The sequence below is a fragment of the Streptomyces sp. NPDC042259 genome, from assembly GCF_055582085.1.
This window is the reverse complement of sequence record NZ_JBVJDW010000001.1, coordinates 664,763-679,412: the sequence shown is the minus strand read 5'-3', so window position 1 is coordinate 679,412 and position 14,650 is coordinate 664,763. Positions and strand designations below refer to the sequence as shown.

14 protein-coding genes are annotated in these 14,650 nt (G+C 71.2%); 6 read left to right on the top strand and 8 right to left on the bottom strand.

Translation table 11 applies throughout. The features are described 5' to 3' along the window. The first annotated feature begins 150 nt into the window (after nucleotides 1-150). From leuA to ACZ6MA_RS03100, 5 genes are all read left to right on the top strand, one after another. A complete protein-coding gene (leuA, locus tag ACZ6MA_RS03120) occupies nucleotides 151-1,914 on the top strand; it encodes a 2-isopropylmalate synthase (RefSeq protein WP_469430593.1) in 1,764 nt (587 codons plus the stop codon). Between the two features lie 229 nt (nucleotides 1,915-2,143). Then, on the top strand, nucleotides 2,144-2,881 hold the full coding sequence (locus tag ACZ6MA_RS03115) for a TerB family tellurite resistance protein (protein WP_469431180.1): 738 nt from the start codon (nucleotides 2,144-2,146) through the stop codon (nucleotides 2,879-2,881). Nucleotides 2,882-3,422: 541 nt separating this feature from the next. Further along, nucleotides 3,423-3,554, top strand: coding sequence for a hypothetical protein (locus ACZ6MA_RS03110; RefSeq protein WP_469430591.1), 132 nt, complete (start codon nucleotides 3,423-3,425; stop codon nucleotides 3,552-3,554). Continuing rightward, nucleotides 3,551-4,297, top strand: coding sequence for a DNA repair protein RecO (gene recO, locus ACZ6MA_RS03105; protein WP_469430590.1), 747 nt, complete (start codon nucleotides 3,551-3,553; stop codon nucleotides 4,295-4,297). The genes ACZ6MA_RS03110 and recO overlap by 4 nt, the downstream gene beginning before the upstream one ends. Before the next feature lie 25 nt (nucleotides 4,298-4,322). After that, nucleotides 4,323-5,159, top strand: a complete 837-nt coding sequence (locus ACZ6MA_RS03100; protein WP_469430588.1) for an isoprenyl transferase — start codon at nucleotides 4,323-4,325, stop codon at nucleotides 5,157-5,159. A 76-nt stretch (nucleotides 5,160-5,235) separates the two neighbouring features. On the opposite strand, the gene ACZ6MA_RS03095 is transcribed toward ACZ6MA_RS03100, so the two are convergent. From ACZ6MA_RS03095 to ACZ6MA_RS03080, 4 genes are all read right to left on the bottom strand, one after another. Beyond that, the gene (locus ACZ6MA_RS03095) at nucleotides 5,236-5,655 is read right to left on the bottom strand and encodes a Fur family transcriptional regulator (RefSeq protein ID WP_469430586.1); all 420 of its coding nucleotides are present in this window, start codon (nucleotides 5,653-5,655) and stop codon (nucleotides 5,236-5,238) included. A 126-nt stretch (nucleotides 5,656-5,781) separates the two neighbouring features. Further along, the gene (locus tag ACZ6MA_RS03090) at nucleotides 5,782-6,672 is read right to left on the bottom strand and encodes a metal ABC transporter permease (RefSeq protein WP_469430584.1); all 891 of its coding nucleotides are present in this window, start codon (nucleotides 6,670-6,672) and stop codon (nucleotides 5,782-5,784) included. After that, nucleotides 6,672-7,469: a metal ABC transporter ATP-binding protein gene (locus ACZ6MA_RS03085; RefSeq protein WP_469431178.1), complete on the bottom strand. Its 798-nt coding sequence runs from the start codon at nucleotides 7,467-7,469 to the stop codon at nucleotides 6,672-6,674. Before ACZ6MA_RS03085 ends, ACZ6MA_RS03090 begins: the two co-directional genes overlap by 1 nt. Nucleotides 7,470-7,579: 110 nt before the next feature. Continuing rightward, the gene (locus ACZ6MA_RS03080) at nucleotides 7,580-8,563 is read right to left on the bottom strand and encodes a metal ABC transporter substrate-binding protein (RefSeq protein ID WP_469430582.1); all 984 of its coding nucleotides are present in this window, start codon (nucleotides 8,561-8,563) and stop codon (nucleotides 7,580-7,582) included. Between the two features lie 154 nt (nucleotides 8,564-8,717). On the opposite strand from ACZ6MA_RS03080, the gene ACZ6MA_RS03075 reads away from it, so the two are divergent. Beyond that, a complete protein-coding gene (locus tag ACZ6MA_RS03075) occupies nucleotides 8,718-10,100 on the top strand; it encodes a glycine--tRNA ligase (RefSeq protein WP_469430580.1) in 1,383 nt (460 codons plus the stop codon). Between the two features lie 62 nt (nucleotides 10,101-10,162). Here the strand turns inward: ACZ6MA_RS03075 and ACZ6MA_RS03070 are convergent, their stop codons facing one another. The 4 genes from ACZ6MA_RS03070 to ACZ6MA_RS03055 all read right to left on the bottom strand — a co-directional run bounded on the left by ACZ6MA_RS03070 (nucleotide 10,163) and on the right by ACZ6MA_RS03055 (nucleotide 14,557). After that, nucleotides 10,163-10,774 (bottom strand): Uma2 family endonuclease, encoded by a 612-nt coding sequence (locus ACZ6MA_RS03070; RefSeq protein WP_469430578.1) that lies wholly within the window; start codon nucleotides 10,772-10,774, stop codon nucleotides 10,163-10,165. Between the two features lie 109 nt (nucleotides 10,775-10,883). Continuing rightward, nucleotides 10,884-11,465: a TetR/AcrR family transcriptional regulator gene (locus ACZ6MA_RS03065; protein WP_469430577.1), complete on the bottom strand. Its 582-nt coding sequence runs from the start codon at nucleotides 11,463-11,465 to the stop codon at nucleotides 10,884-10,886. Between the two features lie 439 nt (nucleotides 11,466-11,904). Then, nucleotides 11,905-12,909 (bottom strand): aldo/keto reductase, encoded by a 1,005-nt coding sequence (locus ACZ6MA_RS03060; protein WP_469430575.1) that lies wholly within the window; start codon nucleotides 12,907-12,909, stop codon nucleotides 11,905-11,907. A 145-nt stretch (nucleotides 12,910-13,054) separates the two neighbouring features. Next, nucleotides 13,055-14,557, bottom strand: coding sequence for an MFS transporter (locus ACZ6MA_RS03055; protein ID WP_469430573.1), 1,503 nt, complete (start codon nucleotides 14,555-14,557; stop codon nucleotides 13,055-13,057). Nucleotides 14,558-14,650: the final 93 nt, after the last annotated feature.

Below are 14,650 nucleotides of genomic sequence, written 5' to 3'. Positions count from 1 at the left end.
CATCATGCGTTACGGGCTGCTTCTTCTTAGCTGCCGCGGCGAGGGTCTGTAAGTCGTAGGCCGACCCCCTCCCCGCGGAGTTCGGTGGTGCGCTACCCCCGCCCCCCGTCGGCCGCTCGTTGCAGCGGACACATGAGGAGCCCTACGCAGATGACCGAGATTTCCGTCGGCAGGCCCACGCCCGTCACCGCGGCCACCGTCACCCAGAAGCCGTCCGGGATGCCCATCCACAAGTACGGCCGTTACGAGGCCGTGGACATCCCCGACCGCACCTGGCCGGACAACCGCGTCACCGCCGCCCCCCGCTGGCTCTCCACCGACCTGCGGGACGGCAACCAGGCGCTGATCGACCCGATGTCGCCCGCCCGCAAGCGGGAGATGTTCGACCTGCTGGTCCGCATGGGCTACAAGGAGATCGAGGTCGGCTTCCCCTCCTCCGGGGCCACCGACTTCGACTTCGTACGGTCGATCATCGAAGAGGGTGCCGTCCCCGAGGACGTGACGATCTCCGTCCTGACCCAGGCGCGCGAAGAGCTGATCGAGCGGACCGTCGAATCGCTGCGCGGGGCGCACCGCGCGACCGTGCACCTGTACAACGCCACCGCGCCCGTCTTCCGCCGGGTCGTCTTCCGCGGCTCGCGGGAACAGGTCAAGCAGATCGCCGTCGACGGCACCCGGCTGGTCATGGAGTACGCCGAGAAGATCCTCGGCGACGAGACCGCGTTCGGCTACCAGTACAGCCCGGAGATCTTCACCGACACGGAGCTGGACTTCGCCCTGGAGGTCTGCGAGGGCGTCATGGACGTCTGGCAGCCCGAGCCGGGCCGGGAGATCATCCTCAATCTGCCGGCCACCGTGGAACGCTCCACCCCCTCCACACACGCCGACCGCTTCGAGTGGATGTCGCGGAATCTGTCGCGGCGTGAATTCGTCTGCCTGTCGGCGCACCCGCACAACGACCGGGGCACCGCCGTCGCCGCCGCCGAGCTGGCGCTCATGGCCGGGGCGGACCGGATCGAGGGCTGCCTGTTCGGACAGGGCGAGCGGACCGGCAACGTCGACCTGGTCACCCTGGGCATGAACCTGTTCAGCCAGGGCGTGGACCCGCAGATCGACTTCTCGCAGATCGACGAGATCCGCCGCACCTCCGAGTACTGCAACCAGATGGAGGTCCACCCGCGCCACCCCTACGCGGGCGACCTGGTCTACACCGCCTTCTCCGGCTCCCACCAGGACGCCATCAAGAAGGGCTTCGACGCCATGGAGGCCGACGCGGCCGCCCGGGGCAAGACCGTGGACGACATCGAATGGGCCGTGCCGTACCTGCCCATCGACCCCAAGGACGTCGGCCGCAGCTACGAGGCCGTCATCCGCGTCAACTCGCAGTCCGGCAAGGGCGGTATCGCCTACGTCCTGAAGAACGACCACAAGCTGGATCTGCCGCGCCGGATGCAGATCGAGTTCTCCCGCACCATTCAGGCCAAGACCGACGCCGAGGGCGGCGAGGTCACCCCGCAGCAGATCTGGTCGGTCTTCCAGGACGAGTACCTGCCCACGCCCGCGAACCCCTGGGGCCGCATCACGCTGCGCGACACCCAGACCTCGACGGCCGGGGACGGTATCGACGCGCTGACCGTCGAGGCCGTCGTGGACGGCCGGGAGACGGTGCTGACCGGTACGGGCAACGGCCCGATCTCCGCGTTCTTCGACGCGCTCGGCTCGGTCGGCGTCGACGCCCGCCTGCTGGACTACTCCGAGCACACCATGAGCGAGGGCGCCAGCGCGCAGGCCGCCTCGTACATCGAGTGTGTGATCGACGGCGTGGTGCTGTGGGGCATCGGCATCGACCCCAACACCACCCGCGCCTCGATCAAAGCCGTCGTCTCCGCCGTCAACCGCGCCTACCGGAACTGACCTCGGCCTGCCGGTCTGTGGGGGCCCGGCACCTCGGGGGTGCCGGGCCCCGCCGCCGTCTTTCGTCAATCATGTGCCGCCGAAACCACCGGATCCGGTGGACTCGGTGGCATGTTCGGCCCACGCTTGCCCGAAGACCCCCCGCAGGAGGTGCTGACGCACCCCATCGATGTGGCTAACATCACGTCAACGCGGCGACGAGGCCGTGGCGTTATGGAGGTGCGCCGTGATGCACGCGCAAGGCCGACACAGCCCCGACCGGTGTGTGGTGGGCGTACGTACCGTGTGGCGCACCGTCGGGGACGGCGAGTTCTTCTGCCCCGGCTGTGGCGGTGACCGCAACTACCAGCGCCGCACGGGCCACCGCCGCCTCGTCGCCTTCGGCGTGCCCCTGCTGCCGCGCGGCCCCGTCGGGCCGGTCGTGGAGTGCGCGGCCTGTCACGCCAGGTTCGGCATGGATGTCCTCGACCACCCCACCACCACCCGCTTCTCCGCGATGCTCCGCGACGCCGTGCACACCGTGGCCCTCGCCGTCCTCGCCGCGGGCGGCACCGAGGCCCGCACGGTCCGCAGGGCCGCCGTCGGCGCGGTGCGGGCGGCGGGCTTCGCCGACTGCGGCGAGGAACAGCTGATCACCCTGATCGAGGCGCTCGCCGCCGACACCGGGCGCCTGCCCGGCATGTACGCCGGCGGCGCGTTCCCCGCCGGCCCCGGGGCCGGGCGGGGCGGCTTCGACCCGTGCGGCACGGCCCTGGCCATCGAACTCCACGAGGCCCTGGAACCACTGGCCCCGCACCTCGCCCCCGCGGGGCGCGAGGCGATCCTGCTCCAGGGCGCGCACATCGCCCTCGCGGACGGGCCGTACCGGCCCGCGGAGCGGGAAGTCCTCTCGACGGTGGGACGGGCCCTGCTGATCTGTCCGGAAGACACGGATCGCCTGCTGGCGGCGGCGCGAATGCCCATGTAGCGCAGAAGCGGGGTCCTCTTCCCCGACCCGCACCTTCCCGAAACCGGGGCATGGCCCCGGACCCCGGGACGCGGCCCCCGTAGTCCGGGCGCGGCCCCCGGCCCCGGGGCCCAGCCCCGTACCCCGTGTGCGGTGCGATCAGTTCTCTTCCCCCTACCCCGCCCCTTCCCGAAACCGGGGCATGGCCCCGGGCGCGGTGCGGCCAGGGGGATGCGCCCCCCGTAGGGGCGGGGTTCTACCTGCCTCAACCGGGGCCCAGCCCCGGGCCGCGCGGCGCGCGGTGCGGACAGGGCGGCTGGGGGCTCGCCCCCGGTTCGGGAAGGGGCGGGGGGAGGAGCCCGCCGAGGGCGCCCCCCGGCACGCGCCCCAGCCGGGGCATGGCCCCGGCCCCCGGGTTCGACCCGTACCCCGCGCGCGGTGCGCGGTGCGGTCAGGGGGCCTGGGGGCTTGCCCCCGGTTCGGGAAGGGGCGGGTAGGGGAGAGAAGCCCGCCGAAGGCGCCCCCGGCCCGAGCCACCCCGCACGTACGGGACAATGGCTTCATGAGTCTCTTCCGCGACGACGGCATCGTCCTGCGCACGCAGAAGCTCGGGGAAGCGGACCGCATCATGCTGTGTTCTCCCGGGGGGCGACCCCCGTACCCCCAGCCGGGTGTCCGTGGGGGCGCGCGATGAGTCTCTTCCGCGACGACGGCATCGTCCTGCGCACGCAGAAGCTCGGGGAAGCGGACCGCATCATCACGCTGCTCACCCGCGGTCACGGCCGCGTACGGGCCGTGGCCCGGGGCGTGCGGCGGACCAAGTCGAAGTTCGGGGCCCGGCTGGAGCCGTTCTCCCATGTCGACGTGCAGTTCTTCGCCCGCGGCGGCGAGCTCGTCGGGCGCGGGCTGCCGCTGTGCACGCAGAGTGAGACCATCGCCGCCTACGGGGGCGGCATCGTCACCGACTACGCCCGCTACACCGCCGGCACCGCCATGCTGGAGACCGCCGAGCGGTTCACCGACCACGAGGGCGAGCCCGCCGTACAGCAGTACCTGCTGCTCGTCGGGGGCCTGCGGACGCTCGCCGCGGGCGAGCACGCGCCGCATCTCATCCTGGACGCCTTCCTGCTGCGCTCCCTCGCCGTCAACGGCTACGCGCCCAGCTTCGAGGCCTGCGCGAAGTGCGGTATGCCCGGGCCGAACCGATTCTTCTCGGTCGCGGCCGGCGGCGTCGTCTGCGGGGAGTGCCGGGTGCCCGGAAGCGTCGTACCCTCCTCGGAGTCGATCGAACTCCTCGGCGCGTTGCTGACCGGGGACTGGGCGACGGCGGACGCGTGCGAGCCGCGCCATGTCCGGGAGGGCAGCGGCCTGGTGGCGGCGTATCTGCACTGGCACCTGGAGCGGGGACTTCGCTCCCTGCGCTACGTGGAAAAGTAACTGGTATCGAGGAGAAGTGGCACGCATGGCACGACGCGGGATTCTGGGCCGTTCCCGACGCGAGTACCTCACCCCTGAACCGCACCCGTCCGGGGCGCGGCCGCCGAAGATCCCGGGCGAGCTGGTCCCCAACCACGTGGCGATCGTCATGGACGGCAACGGCCGCTGGGCGAAGGAGCGCGGGCTGCCGCGCACCGAGGGGCACAAGGTCGGCGAGGGCGTCGTCATGGACGTGCTCAAGGGCTGTCTGGAGATGGGCGTCAAGAACCTCTCCCTGTACGCCTTCTCCACCGAGAACTGGAAGCGTTCGCCCGAAGAGGTGCGCTTCCTGATGAACTTCAACCGGGACGTCATCCGCCGCCGCCGCGACGAGATGGACGAGCTGGGCATCCGGGTGCGCTGGACCGGCCGGATGCCGAAGCTGTGGAAGTCGGTCGTCGAGGAGCTCCAGGTCGCCCAGGAGCAGACGAAGAACAACGACGCCATGACCATGTACTTCTGCGTCAACTACGGTGGCCGCGCGGAGATCGCGGACGCCGCGGCGGCGATCGGCCGGGACATCGCGGCGGGCCGGCTCGACCCGTCGAAGGTGAACGAGAAGACCTTCGCCAAGTACCTCTACTACCCGGACATGCCGGACGTGGACCTCTTCGTGCGGCCCTCCGGCGAGCAGCGCACGTCCAACTACCTGATCTGGCAGAGCGCTTACGCCGAGATGGTCTTCCAGGACGTGCTCTGGCCGGACTTCGACCGACGTGACCTGTGGCGTGCCTGCCTGGAGTACGCGCAGCGCGACCGCCGCTTCGGCGGGGCGGTGCCGAACGAAAACGAGGCCGCCGGGGCCGCCGCGCCGCAGGCGTAGCCCTCGGGCGGTGCCGCACCGCGGATACGACACTGCTCCGGGCGTCGGCCGACGCCCGGAGCAGTGTGGTGTTCCGTCAGCTCCCGGAGCGCGCCGCGGCGCAGTCCCCGCAGGTGCCGAAGATCTCGATGGTGTGGGCCACGTCGACGAAGCCGTGGTCGGCGGCGATGGAGTCCGCCCACTTCTCCACGGCCGGGCCCTCGACCTCGACCGCCTTGCCGCACACCCGGCAGACCAGGTGGTGGTGGTGCCCGCTGGAGCAGCGGCGGTAGACCGCCTCGCCCTCGCTCGTGCGCAGCACGTCGACCTCGCCGGCGTCGGCGAGGGACTGGAGCGTGCGGTAGACGGTGGTCAGGCCGACCGAGTCGCCGCGGTGCTTGAGCATGTCGTGCAGCTCTTGCGCGCTGCGGAACTCGTCCACCTCGTCGAGCGCCGCCGCGACAGCGGCCCGCTGCTTGGTGGACCGGCCGCGTACCGGGGGACCCGCGGTCGCCACAGTTGCCTCCTCAAGCTCGCCTGAACGCATCCGCACGTTGTGCCCGGCCAATTGTGCCAGGCCCGGCGTCATCCCCCGTACGACTGAGCGCCCCGGGCCGCCGCGGGCGGGAGCGGGCGGGGCCCGTCAGGCCTCCACCCGTACGTCGTCCGTGGGGGCGTCGGGCGTGCGCAGCGTGCAGTGCCGCTCGGCGTCGGCGGCCCGCCTGGCCCGTTTGCGGGCCAGCGGTGTGGCGAGCGCGGTCAGGGCGAGGAAGACACCGATCGCGAACAGCACGATGGTCGCGCCCGAGGGCACGTCCACGTAGTACGAGGTGGCGGTCCCGGAGACGGTGACCAGGACGCCGATGGTGACGGCCAGCGCGAAGGTGGTCGCGAAGCTGCGGGCGATCGCCTGCGAGGCGGCCACCGGGATCACCATCAGGGCGCTGACCAGCAGCAGGCCCACCACCCGCATCGCGACGGTGACGGTCAGCGCGGCGGTGACCGCGACCAGCAGGTTCAACAGCCGCACGGGCAGCCCCGTGACGCGGGCGAACTCCTCGTCCTGGCAGATCGCGAACAACTGCTTGCGCAGTCCCACCGTGGTGAGGATCACGAAGGCGGCCAGCACGCAGATCGCGACGATGTCCTCTTCCGCGACGGTGGTGATCGAACCGAAGAGGTAGCTGATGAGATTGGCGTTGGAGCCGCCGGAGAGGTGCATCAGCATGACGCCGCCGGCCATGCCGCCGTAGAACAGCATGGCGAGGGCGATGTCGCCGCGCGCCTTGCCGGAGGAGCGGATCAGCTCCATGGCCACGGCGCCGACCACGCACACGGCGGTGGCCACCCACACCGGGCTGGTGTTGAGCAGGAAGCCCAGGCCGACGCCGGTGAGCGCGACGTGGCCGATGCCGTCGCCCATCAGCGCCTGGCGGCGCTGGACGAGGTAGATGCCGATGGCGGGCGCGGTGATGCCGACCAGCAGGGCCGCGAGCAGCGCCCGCTGCATGAAGGCGGGATTCAGGATGTCCATCAGGTGAGCAACCCCGTCCGGATCGGTTCGGCAGCCGGGTCGGCGTGCGGGTGGACATGGTCGTGGCCGGGCAGCGCGTGCTGGCCCACGGCCTCCGGCGGCGGGCCGTCGTGGACGACGCAGCCGTCCCGGAGGACGACGGCACGGTCGATGAGCGGCTCCAGGGCCCCCAGCTCGTGCAGGACGAGCAGCACGGTGGCGCCCCGGGCGACCTGCTCGCGCAGGGCGCTCGCCAGGACCTCCTGGCTGGCCAGGTCCACGCCGGCCATCGGCTCGTCCATGATCAGCAGCTCGGGTTCGCCGGCCAGCGCACGGGCGATGAGCACCCGCTGGTGCTGGCCGCCGGAGAGCGCGTTCACCGAGTCCTTGATCCGGTCGGCCATGCCGACCAGCTCCAGGGCCCGCACCACGGCCTCCCGGTCGGCCTTGCGGGTGAGGCCCAGCCGGGTGCGGGCCAGCCGCCCGGCGGCGACGACCTCGCGCACGGTCGCGGGAACCCCGCTGGCGGCGGTGGTGCGCTGCGGTACGTATCCGAGCCGGGCCCAGGCACGGAAACGGCGCTTGGGGGTGCCGAACAGCTCCAGCTCACCGCCGGTGAGCGGCACCTGCCCGACGATGGCCCGGACGGCCGTGGACTTGCCGGAGCCGTTGGCGCCGAGCAGTGCGACGACCTCGCCGCGCCGGACGGTGAGGTCCACGCCGCGCAGCACGGGGCGGGAACCGAGCGAGGCGGTGGCCCCGCGCAGGGCTATGACGGGCTCGGCCGCCTCCGGCGCCGCGCCCGGCCGCGGGCGCACCGATCCTTCCGGGCCGCCGGGGCCCTGCGGGGCTCCCGGCCCCGTCGGCCCTTCCGGCTTCGCTGGTCCTATGGCCGGCTCGCTTGCCACGAGTGCCTCCTTGGGGCTGCTCACTTGGTACCGAGTGCCTTCCGCAGCGCTGCGAGGTTGGACTCCATGACCTCGAAGTAGTCGTCACCCCTGGACTCGTCCGTGATCCCCTCGAGCGGGTCGAGCACGTCCGTCTTCAGCTTGAGGTCCGAGGCCAGGGTCTTCGCCGTCTTGGGGCTGGCGAGGGTCTCGAAGAAGATCGTGGAGACGTGGTGGTCCTCGGCGACCTTGTGCAGGTCCTTCATCCGGGCCGCGCTGGGCTCGGACTCCGGGTCGAGGCCGCTCACGGACTCCTCGGTGAGCCCGTAGCGCTCGGCGAGGTAGCCGAAGGCCGCGTGGGTGGAGATGAAGGTGTCGGAGGCCCGGTTCTTCAGGCCCGCCCGGAACTTCTCGTGCAGCCCGTCCAGCTTATTCGCCAGCGCGGCCGCGTTCTTGTCGAAGTCCGCCTTGTGGTCGGGGTCGGCCTCGCCGAGCGCCTTGGCGACACCCTTGGCGACCTCGGCGTACTTCACCGGGTCGAGCCAGATGTGCGGGTCGCCGCCCTCGTGCCGGTGCGTGTGGCCCTCGTGGCCGTCCTCGTGGTGGCCGTCGACCTCGGAGCCGTGCTCCTCCAGCTCCGTGAGGGAGGCCGCGTCGACGACGTGCTTGGCGTCCGACTGCTTGATCGCCTTGTCGACGCCGGGCTGGAGGCCCTTGAGGTAGACGACCGCGCCCGCCTCGTCGAGAGAGGCGGTCTGCTTGGGGGTGAGCTCCAGCTCGTGGGGCTCGACACCGGGCTTGGTCAGGGCGGAGACGCTCACGTGCGCCCCGCCGATCTCCTCGGCCAGGAACTCCATGGGGTAGAACGACGCCACCACCTTGAGCTTGCCCTCCGAGTTTTTTCCGCTCGTCGCGGAGGAGCAGGCGGTGAGCGAGAGCAGCCCGAGGGCGGCGAGCGCGGCGATCGCGCCGGTGGTTATTCGGGCGGATCGGGCGGATCGGGGAGAGGTCGGGCGTACGTTCATGACACTCATTTTCAACAAAAGTGGAAACGATTGTCAACAAGACGTAGGCCGGATGGTCCCGGTGAACCCCAGGCCAGTACCGATTTGATTAGGGGGGTGGCGGCGCCGGTAACCTGAAGCATTCGCTGTTCGTCGTCGCAATGAAGAGAGCACCGTGGCCGCCGACAAGATCGACACCATCGTCAGCCTGAGCAAGCGCCGTGGCTTTGTCTATCCGTGCAGTGAGATCTACGGCGGCCAGCGTGCCGCCTGGGATTACGGACCCCTCGGCGTGGAGCTCAAGGAGAACATCAAGCGCCAGTGGTGGCGCTCCATGGTCACCTCGCGCGACGACGTCGTCGGTCTCGACTCGTCGGTGATCCTGGCCCGTGAGGTGTGGGAGGCGTCCGGTCACGTCGCCACCTTCTCGGACCCGCTGACCGAGTGCACCTCCTGCCACAAGCGCTACCGCGCGGACCACCTGGAGGAGGCGTACGAGGCCAAGCACAACCGGCTGCCCGAGAACGGCCTCGCCGACCTCAACTGCCCCAACTGTGGCAACAAGGGCGCCTTCACCGAGCCCAAGCAGTTCTCCGGCCTGCTGGCCACGCACCTCGGCCCGACCCAGGACACCGGTTCGGTCACCTACCTGCGCCCCGAGACCGCGCAGGGCATCTTCACCAACTTCAGCCAGGTGCAGCTGACCTCGCGCAAGAAGCCGCCGTTCGGTATCGCCCAGACCGGCAAGTCCTTCCGCAACGAGATCACGCCGGGCAACTTCATCTTCCGCACCCGCGAGTTCGAGCAGATGGAGATGGAGTTCTTCGTCAAGCCGGGTGAGGACGAGGAGTGGCACGAGTACTGGATGGCGCAGCGCTGGAACTGGTACACCGGCCTCGGCATGCGCGAGGAGAACATGCGGTGGTACGAGCACGCCGCGGAGAAGCTCTCCCACTACTCGAAGCGCACCGTCGACATCGAGTACCGCTTCAACTTCGGCGGTTCGGAGTTCTCGGAGCTGGAGGGTGTGGCCAACCGCACCGACTTCGACCTCAAGGCGCACTCGAAGGGCTCCGGCCAGGACCTGTCGTACTTCGACCAGGAGGCCGGCGAGCGCTACTTCCCGTACGTCATCGAGCCGGCGGCCGGTCTCAACCGCGCCATGCTCGCCTTCATGCTCGACGCGTACAACGAGGACGAGGCGCCCAACGCCAAGGGCGTCATGGAGAAGCGCACCGTCATGCGCCTCGACCCGCGCCTCGCGCCGGTGAAGGTCGCGGTCCTGCCGCTGTCCCGCAACCCGCAGCTGTCCCCGAAGGCCAAGGGCCTGGCGACGGACCTGCGGAAGAACTGGAACATCGAGTTCGACGACGCGGGCGCCATCGGCCGCCGCTACCGCCGCCAGGACGAGATCGGTACCCCGTTCTGCGTGACCGTCGACTTCGACACCCTCGACGACAACGCCGTGACCGTGCGCGAGCGCGACACGATGAAGCAGGAGCGGGTGTCGCTCGACCAGATCGAGTCGTACCTGGGCGCGCGGCTGCTCGGCTGCTGACCCCTGCCTGACGGCCGCAGGCCCCGGACCCGCTACGGCGGGGCCGGGGCCTGCGGGCTGTCTCAGCCCGTCCAGTCGGCGGTGTCCAGCTCGCAGTCGAAGGGTGAGGGAATGCGGACCGTCTCGCCGAACTTGATCTGGGCGTGGCGCCGGTAGCCGAGATCCGGTGTCGGGTCGTCGAACACCGTGACGGTGCCCTTGAGCATGTCGATGAGTACGTACACCGGCACTTCCGCTCTGCCGTAGACGTCCGCCTTCTCGCCCAGATCGCGGTGCCTGGTCGATGTCGACGTTTGCTCGGCTACCAGGGAAAGCGCCGGGCCGGGCAGGAAGATGCTGTCGACACGGGTCGCGGCCTTGTCCGACACATGCAGGTCCGGGCCGAAGGCGTCGGCATACTGCGGAAACGTGTAGAGGTTCGGGGTGGTCCGAGCCCGGTGCCCGGGAGGGACATGCGGCGACAACTGGTCCAGGAGCGAGTCGAGGATGTCGTTGTACTGGCCCTTGGACCATGGCGACATGACGATTGATCCCCCGATGATCTCCACGCGGTAGCCGGCCGGCATGGCGGCGATGGCCAGCTCCAAGTCGCGGCACAGCAACGGAAAGTCGCTGTCGCGCTCGTCGTCTATCGTCCGAGGTGTCTCGCGCGGAATCTCGACCATGGCTGTCATGATGCGCCTCCTTGCCCGGGTAAACGTGCTGCCACACAGCGTAGTGGTCGCCAGTGACACGCTGCGGGGCCTCGCGGCCGCTTGTTCGGGACAGCGCAGCCGCGGGCGATCAGTCTCGCAACCCCCGCAGTACCAGCTCGCACACCGCGTCGAACGCGGCGTCGATGCCGGGGCGCGACCAGTCGGCTGCGTAGGCCGGGTCGTGGAAGCGGTTGGTTGCGTCCCAGACCGCGCGGGCGGCCGTCGCCGGGTCGACGGGCCGGAACTCGCCCTGGCGTATGCCGTTGCCGACGATTCCCGCGAGCTGCTCGATCATCGTCTCGATGTGCCGGTCGACGACACCGCTGTTCTCGCCGACGAGCACCATGTACGTCGCGAACAGTTCGGGATCGTCGCCCGACTTGCGGCGCTTGGCGGCGAAGAGGGCGGTGAGCCAGTCGCGCAGCCGGGCCCCCGCCGGTCCGGCCGCCTCGGCGACGGCGGACAGCTCGGTGTGCGACTGGTCGAGCCAGCGCTCGGTGACGGCCTCCCGCAGGGCGGCCTTGCTGCCGAAGTGGCGGTAGACGCTGCCGTGGCTGACGCCCAGCGCGCGTGCCACGTCGACGACGGTGGCCTTGGCCGGGCCGAAGCGGCGCAGCACGTCCTCGGTGGCTTCGAGGATGCGGTCGGGGGTCAGGGTCTCGGGCGGCATCGCGGCCAGTGCCTTTCGCTCGGGGCGGGGCGTACGGTCAGGCGCCCCGACTAGGACCGTACCCGTCGGACGGCGCGCGCCGGGGCCCGTCCCGGCGGGCCCTCGACCACGGGCCGCGACGGCGGCCGGCGGGCCGCTGCGGCCGAGTCCGGCTGCCCGCTGCCGCCCGGCCCTCGGCGGACCGTCCGGGGACCGGCCCGCCTGCCCGTGGGTCCTCGGACGGTCCGCCCTCGTCGTCCGTGGCCCTTGGCTTTCGTCGGGTAGCTGGGCTCCGCTGCCGCCCGGCCCGGGCGGACCGCTCCTGGGCGCCGTTCCGCTCGTCCGGCGGGTCGCCAGGCCCGGCCGTTGCTGGCCGGCCCAGGCGGGTCGCTCTCCATACCGGCCCGGAAAGGGCCCCGCACCCGCCCGGAGGGCTTCGTACCCGCCCGGAGGGCTGGGGCTACCGCTCGCTGTCGAGGTGGGCCATCTGGTCCGCCGGGTAGCGGTCGCCGGCGGCGGCGCCGGCCGGGACGGCTCGTTCGATGCGCGCGAGGTCGTCCGCGTCGAGGGTGACGTCCAGCGCGCCGAGCGCCTCGGTGAGGCGGTCTCGGCGGCGGGCGCCGACCAGCGGGACGATGTCCTCGCCCTGGGCGAGGACCCAGGCGATCGCCGTCTGCGCGACACTCGCGCCCTTCGACTCGGCGATCTTGCGAAGGGCCTCGACCAGGTCGAGGTTGTGCCGCAGGTTCGCGCCCTGGAAGCGCGGGCTCATGCCACGGAAGTCGTTCGCGGCGAGCTGCCGGTCGGCGGCGAAGTGGCCGCTGATCAGGCCGCGCGAGAGCACCCCGTACGCGGTGACGCCGATGCCCAGCTCGCGGACGGTCGGCAGGATGCTCTCCTCGATGCCGCGTGAGATCAGCGAGTACTCGATCTGGAGATCGGCGATGGGCGCGACGGCGGCGGCCCGGCGGATCGTCTCGGCGTTGACCTCGGAGAGGCCGATGTGCCGGACGTGCCCGGCCGCGACCAGTTCCGCGATGGCGCCGACGGTCTCCTCGATCGGCACGTCCGGGTCGAGACGGGCGAGGCGGTAGACGTCGATGTGGTCGAGGCCCAGGCGCTGGAGGGAGTAGGCGGCGAAGTTGCGGACCGCGTCCGGCCTGCCGTCGACGCCGGTGAAGCCGCCTTCGACCGTGCGCAGGGCGCCGAACTTGACGCTGGTCAGGGCCTTTTCACGGGCCCCGGCGGGCGCGGTGCGCAGGGCCTCGTTGATGAGCAGTTCGTTGTGGCCCATGCCGTAGAAGTCGCCGGTGTCGATCAGGGTGACGCCGGCGTCCAGCGCGGCGTGGATCGTGGCGATCGACTCGGCGCGGTCGGCTTCGCCGTAGAGGGCGGACATGCCCATCGCGCCGAGGCCGAGTGCGGATACCCGGGGGCCGGTGGTGCCGAGAGTGCGGTGCAGCACGGGGGACTCCTTCGGAGCGTCGGGGGAGGTCGGCAAGGCCCGGAGAAGGGGCCGACACCAGAAGAGTGACACATGGAATGACAGATTTCAATATCTGTCATTCCATGTGTCATCGAGAGGGGCCCGTACCCGCCGAGGACTCCGCTCACCCCACCGCGCGCGGCAACCGCAGGCTCAGCAGCAGCGTTACGGCCACCGCCGCCAGTTGCGCCCCGAGCGTGATCGTCAACGCGTCGCGCATCCCGGCCGAGGGCGCCAGCGAGAGGAAGAGCGTGCCGAGCGTGGCCACGCCGAGCGCCATGAACGACTGCTGCGTGGTCACCATGACGCCGCCACCGACCCCCGCCTGCGCCACCGGCACCTCGCTCAGCACCGTCCGCAGCGTCAACGGCAGCAGCACGCCCTGGCCCAGCCCCAGCACGGCGAGCCCCGGGACCAGGCCCAGCGGGCCGAGTCCGTCCCAGCCGAAGTGGAAGGTCGCCACCAGAGTGATCAGGCCGGCCGCCTGGAGCAGCGTCCCGGCCGTCACCGCCCGCCGCCCGTACCGCGCGCCCAGCCGGGGCCCGGCCATCGAACCGACCAAAAACGTCACGCACAGCGGCACCAGCGCCAGGCCCGCCGCCAGCGGGCCCAGCCGCAGCCCCTCCTGCAGCGCCACCGCGACGACGAACATGAAGCCGCCCCAGCCGATCGAGAACGGCACGATCAGCGCCAGCCCGCTGCGCACCGAGTGGATCCGCAGCAGCGACGGCGGCACCAGCGGCGTCCGCCCGGCCCGCTCCTCACGCCGCTCCACCACCACGAAGGCCACCGCCGCGAAGGGGAACACCGCCAGCAGCACCCACGACCACAGCGGCCACCCCGCCGAACGCCCCTCCGTCAGCGGCAGCAGCAGGGAGACCAGCGTCAGCGACAGCAGTACGGTGCCGCGCCCGTCCACCCGCGTCGGGTGCTCCGAGCGCGTCTCGGGGACCGCGCGGACCGCCAGCAGCATCGCCAGCGCCGCGATCGGCGCGTTGACCAGGAAGATCGAACGCCAGCCGGTGCCGAAGAGATCGACGGAGACCAGCACCCCGCCCAGCACCTGGCCGACCGCGCTCGAGACCCCGGCCGTGCCGCTGTACATGCTCAGCGCCTTGGTGCGGTGTGCGCCCCGGGTGGTGGCCTGGATGGTCGCCAGCACCTGCGGCATCATCAGCGCGGACGCCGCGCCCTGCGCGATCCGCGCCGCGACGAGCGTCCAGGCGTCGGGAGCGAGCCCGCACGCCACCGACGTCACACCGAAGGCGGCCGTGCCCCACAGAAACAGTCGCCGCCGGCCCACCATGTCGCCCAGCCGTCCGCCGAGCACCAGCAGTACCGCGTACGCGACGCCGTAACCGCCGACCACCATCTCCAGCATGGCGGGGCCCGCGTGCAGATCGTGGTCGATGGTGGGCAGGGCGACGTTGACGATGAAGAAGTCCACCATCGGCAGGGCCGCGCCCATCAGCACGGTGAACAGCGCGAGCGGGCTCAGCGCGGCTCTGCTGCCGGAAGATCCGGGGGTCGCGGGGGACGCCGGGGCCGAAGGGGCAGTCGGGGCCTTCGGGGCGGCGGAGGTGTCAGGGACGGACAGAACGGGGTTCGCTATCGGGAGTTCGCTCACGGATACGACGATGACGGCTCGCCAAGCCGGGTACCAGAGTGCTTTTATCCTGGTACAAGCAGTACCTGGCAACCGGCTGGGACGTCCCGCACT

Excerpts from the sequence above, each read along its gene's own strand:
- ACZ6MA_RS03110 (WP_469430591.1), top strand. The coding sequence starts at position 3,423 with ATGAGTCTCTTCCGCGACGACGGCATCGTCCTGCGCACGCAGAAGCTC.
- ACZ6MA_RS03070 (WP_469430578.1), bottom strand. The coding sequence starts at position 10,774 with ATGACAGCCATGGTCGAGATTCCGCGCGAGACACCTCGGACGATAGAC.
- ACZ6MA_RS03115 (WP_469431180.1), top strand. The coding sequence starts at position 2,144 with ATGCACGCGCAAGGCCGACACAGCCCCGACCGGTGTGTGGTGGGCGTA.
- recO (WP_469430590.1), top strand. The coding sequence starts at position 3,551 with ATGAGTCTCTTCCGCGACGACGGCATCGTCCTGCGCACGCAGAAGCTC.
- leuA (WP_469430593.1), top strand. The coding sequence starts at position 151 with ATGACCGAGATTTCCGTCGGCAGGCCCACGCCCGTCACCGCGGCCACC.
- ACZ6MA_RS03080 (WP_469430582.1), bottom strand. The coding sequence starts at position 8,563 with ATGAACGTACGCCCGACCTCTCCCCGATCCGCCCGATCCGCCCGAATA.
- ACZ6MA_RS03090 (WP_469430584.1), bottom strand. The coding sequence starts at position 6,672 with ATGGACATCCTGAATCCCGCCTTCATGCAGCGGGCGCTGCTCGCGGCC.
- ACZ6MA_RS03100 (WP_469430588.1), top strand. The coding sequence starts at position 4,323 with ATGGCACGACGCGGGATTCTGGGCCGTTCCCGACGCGAGTACCTCACC.
- ACZ6MA_RS03065 (WP_469430577.1), bottom strand. The coding sequence starts at position 11,465 with ATGCCGCCCGAGACCCTGACCCCCGACCGCATCCTCGAAGCCACCGAG.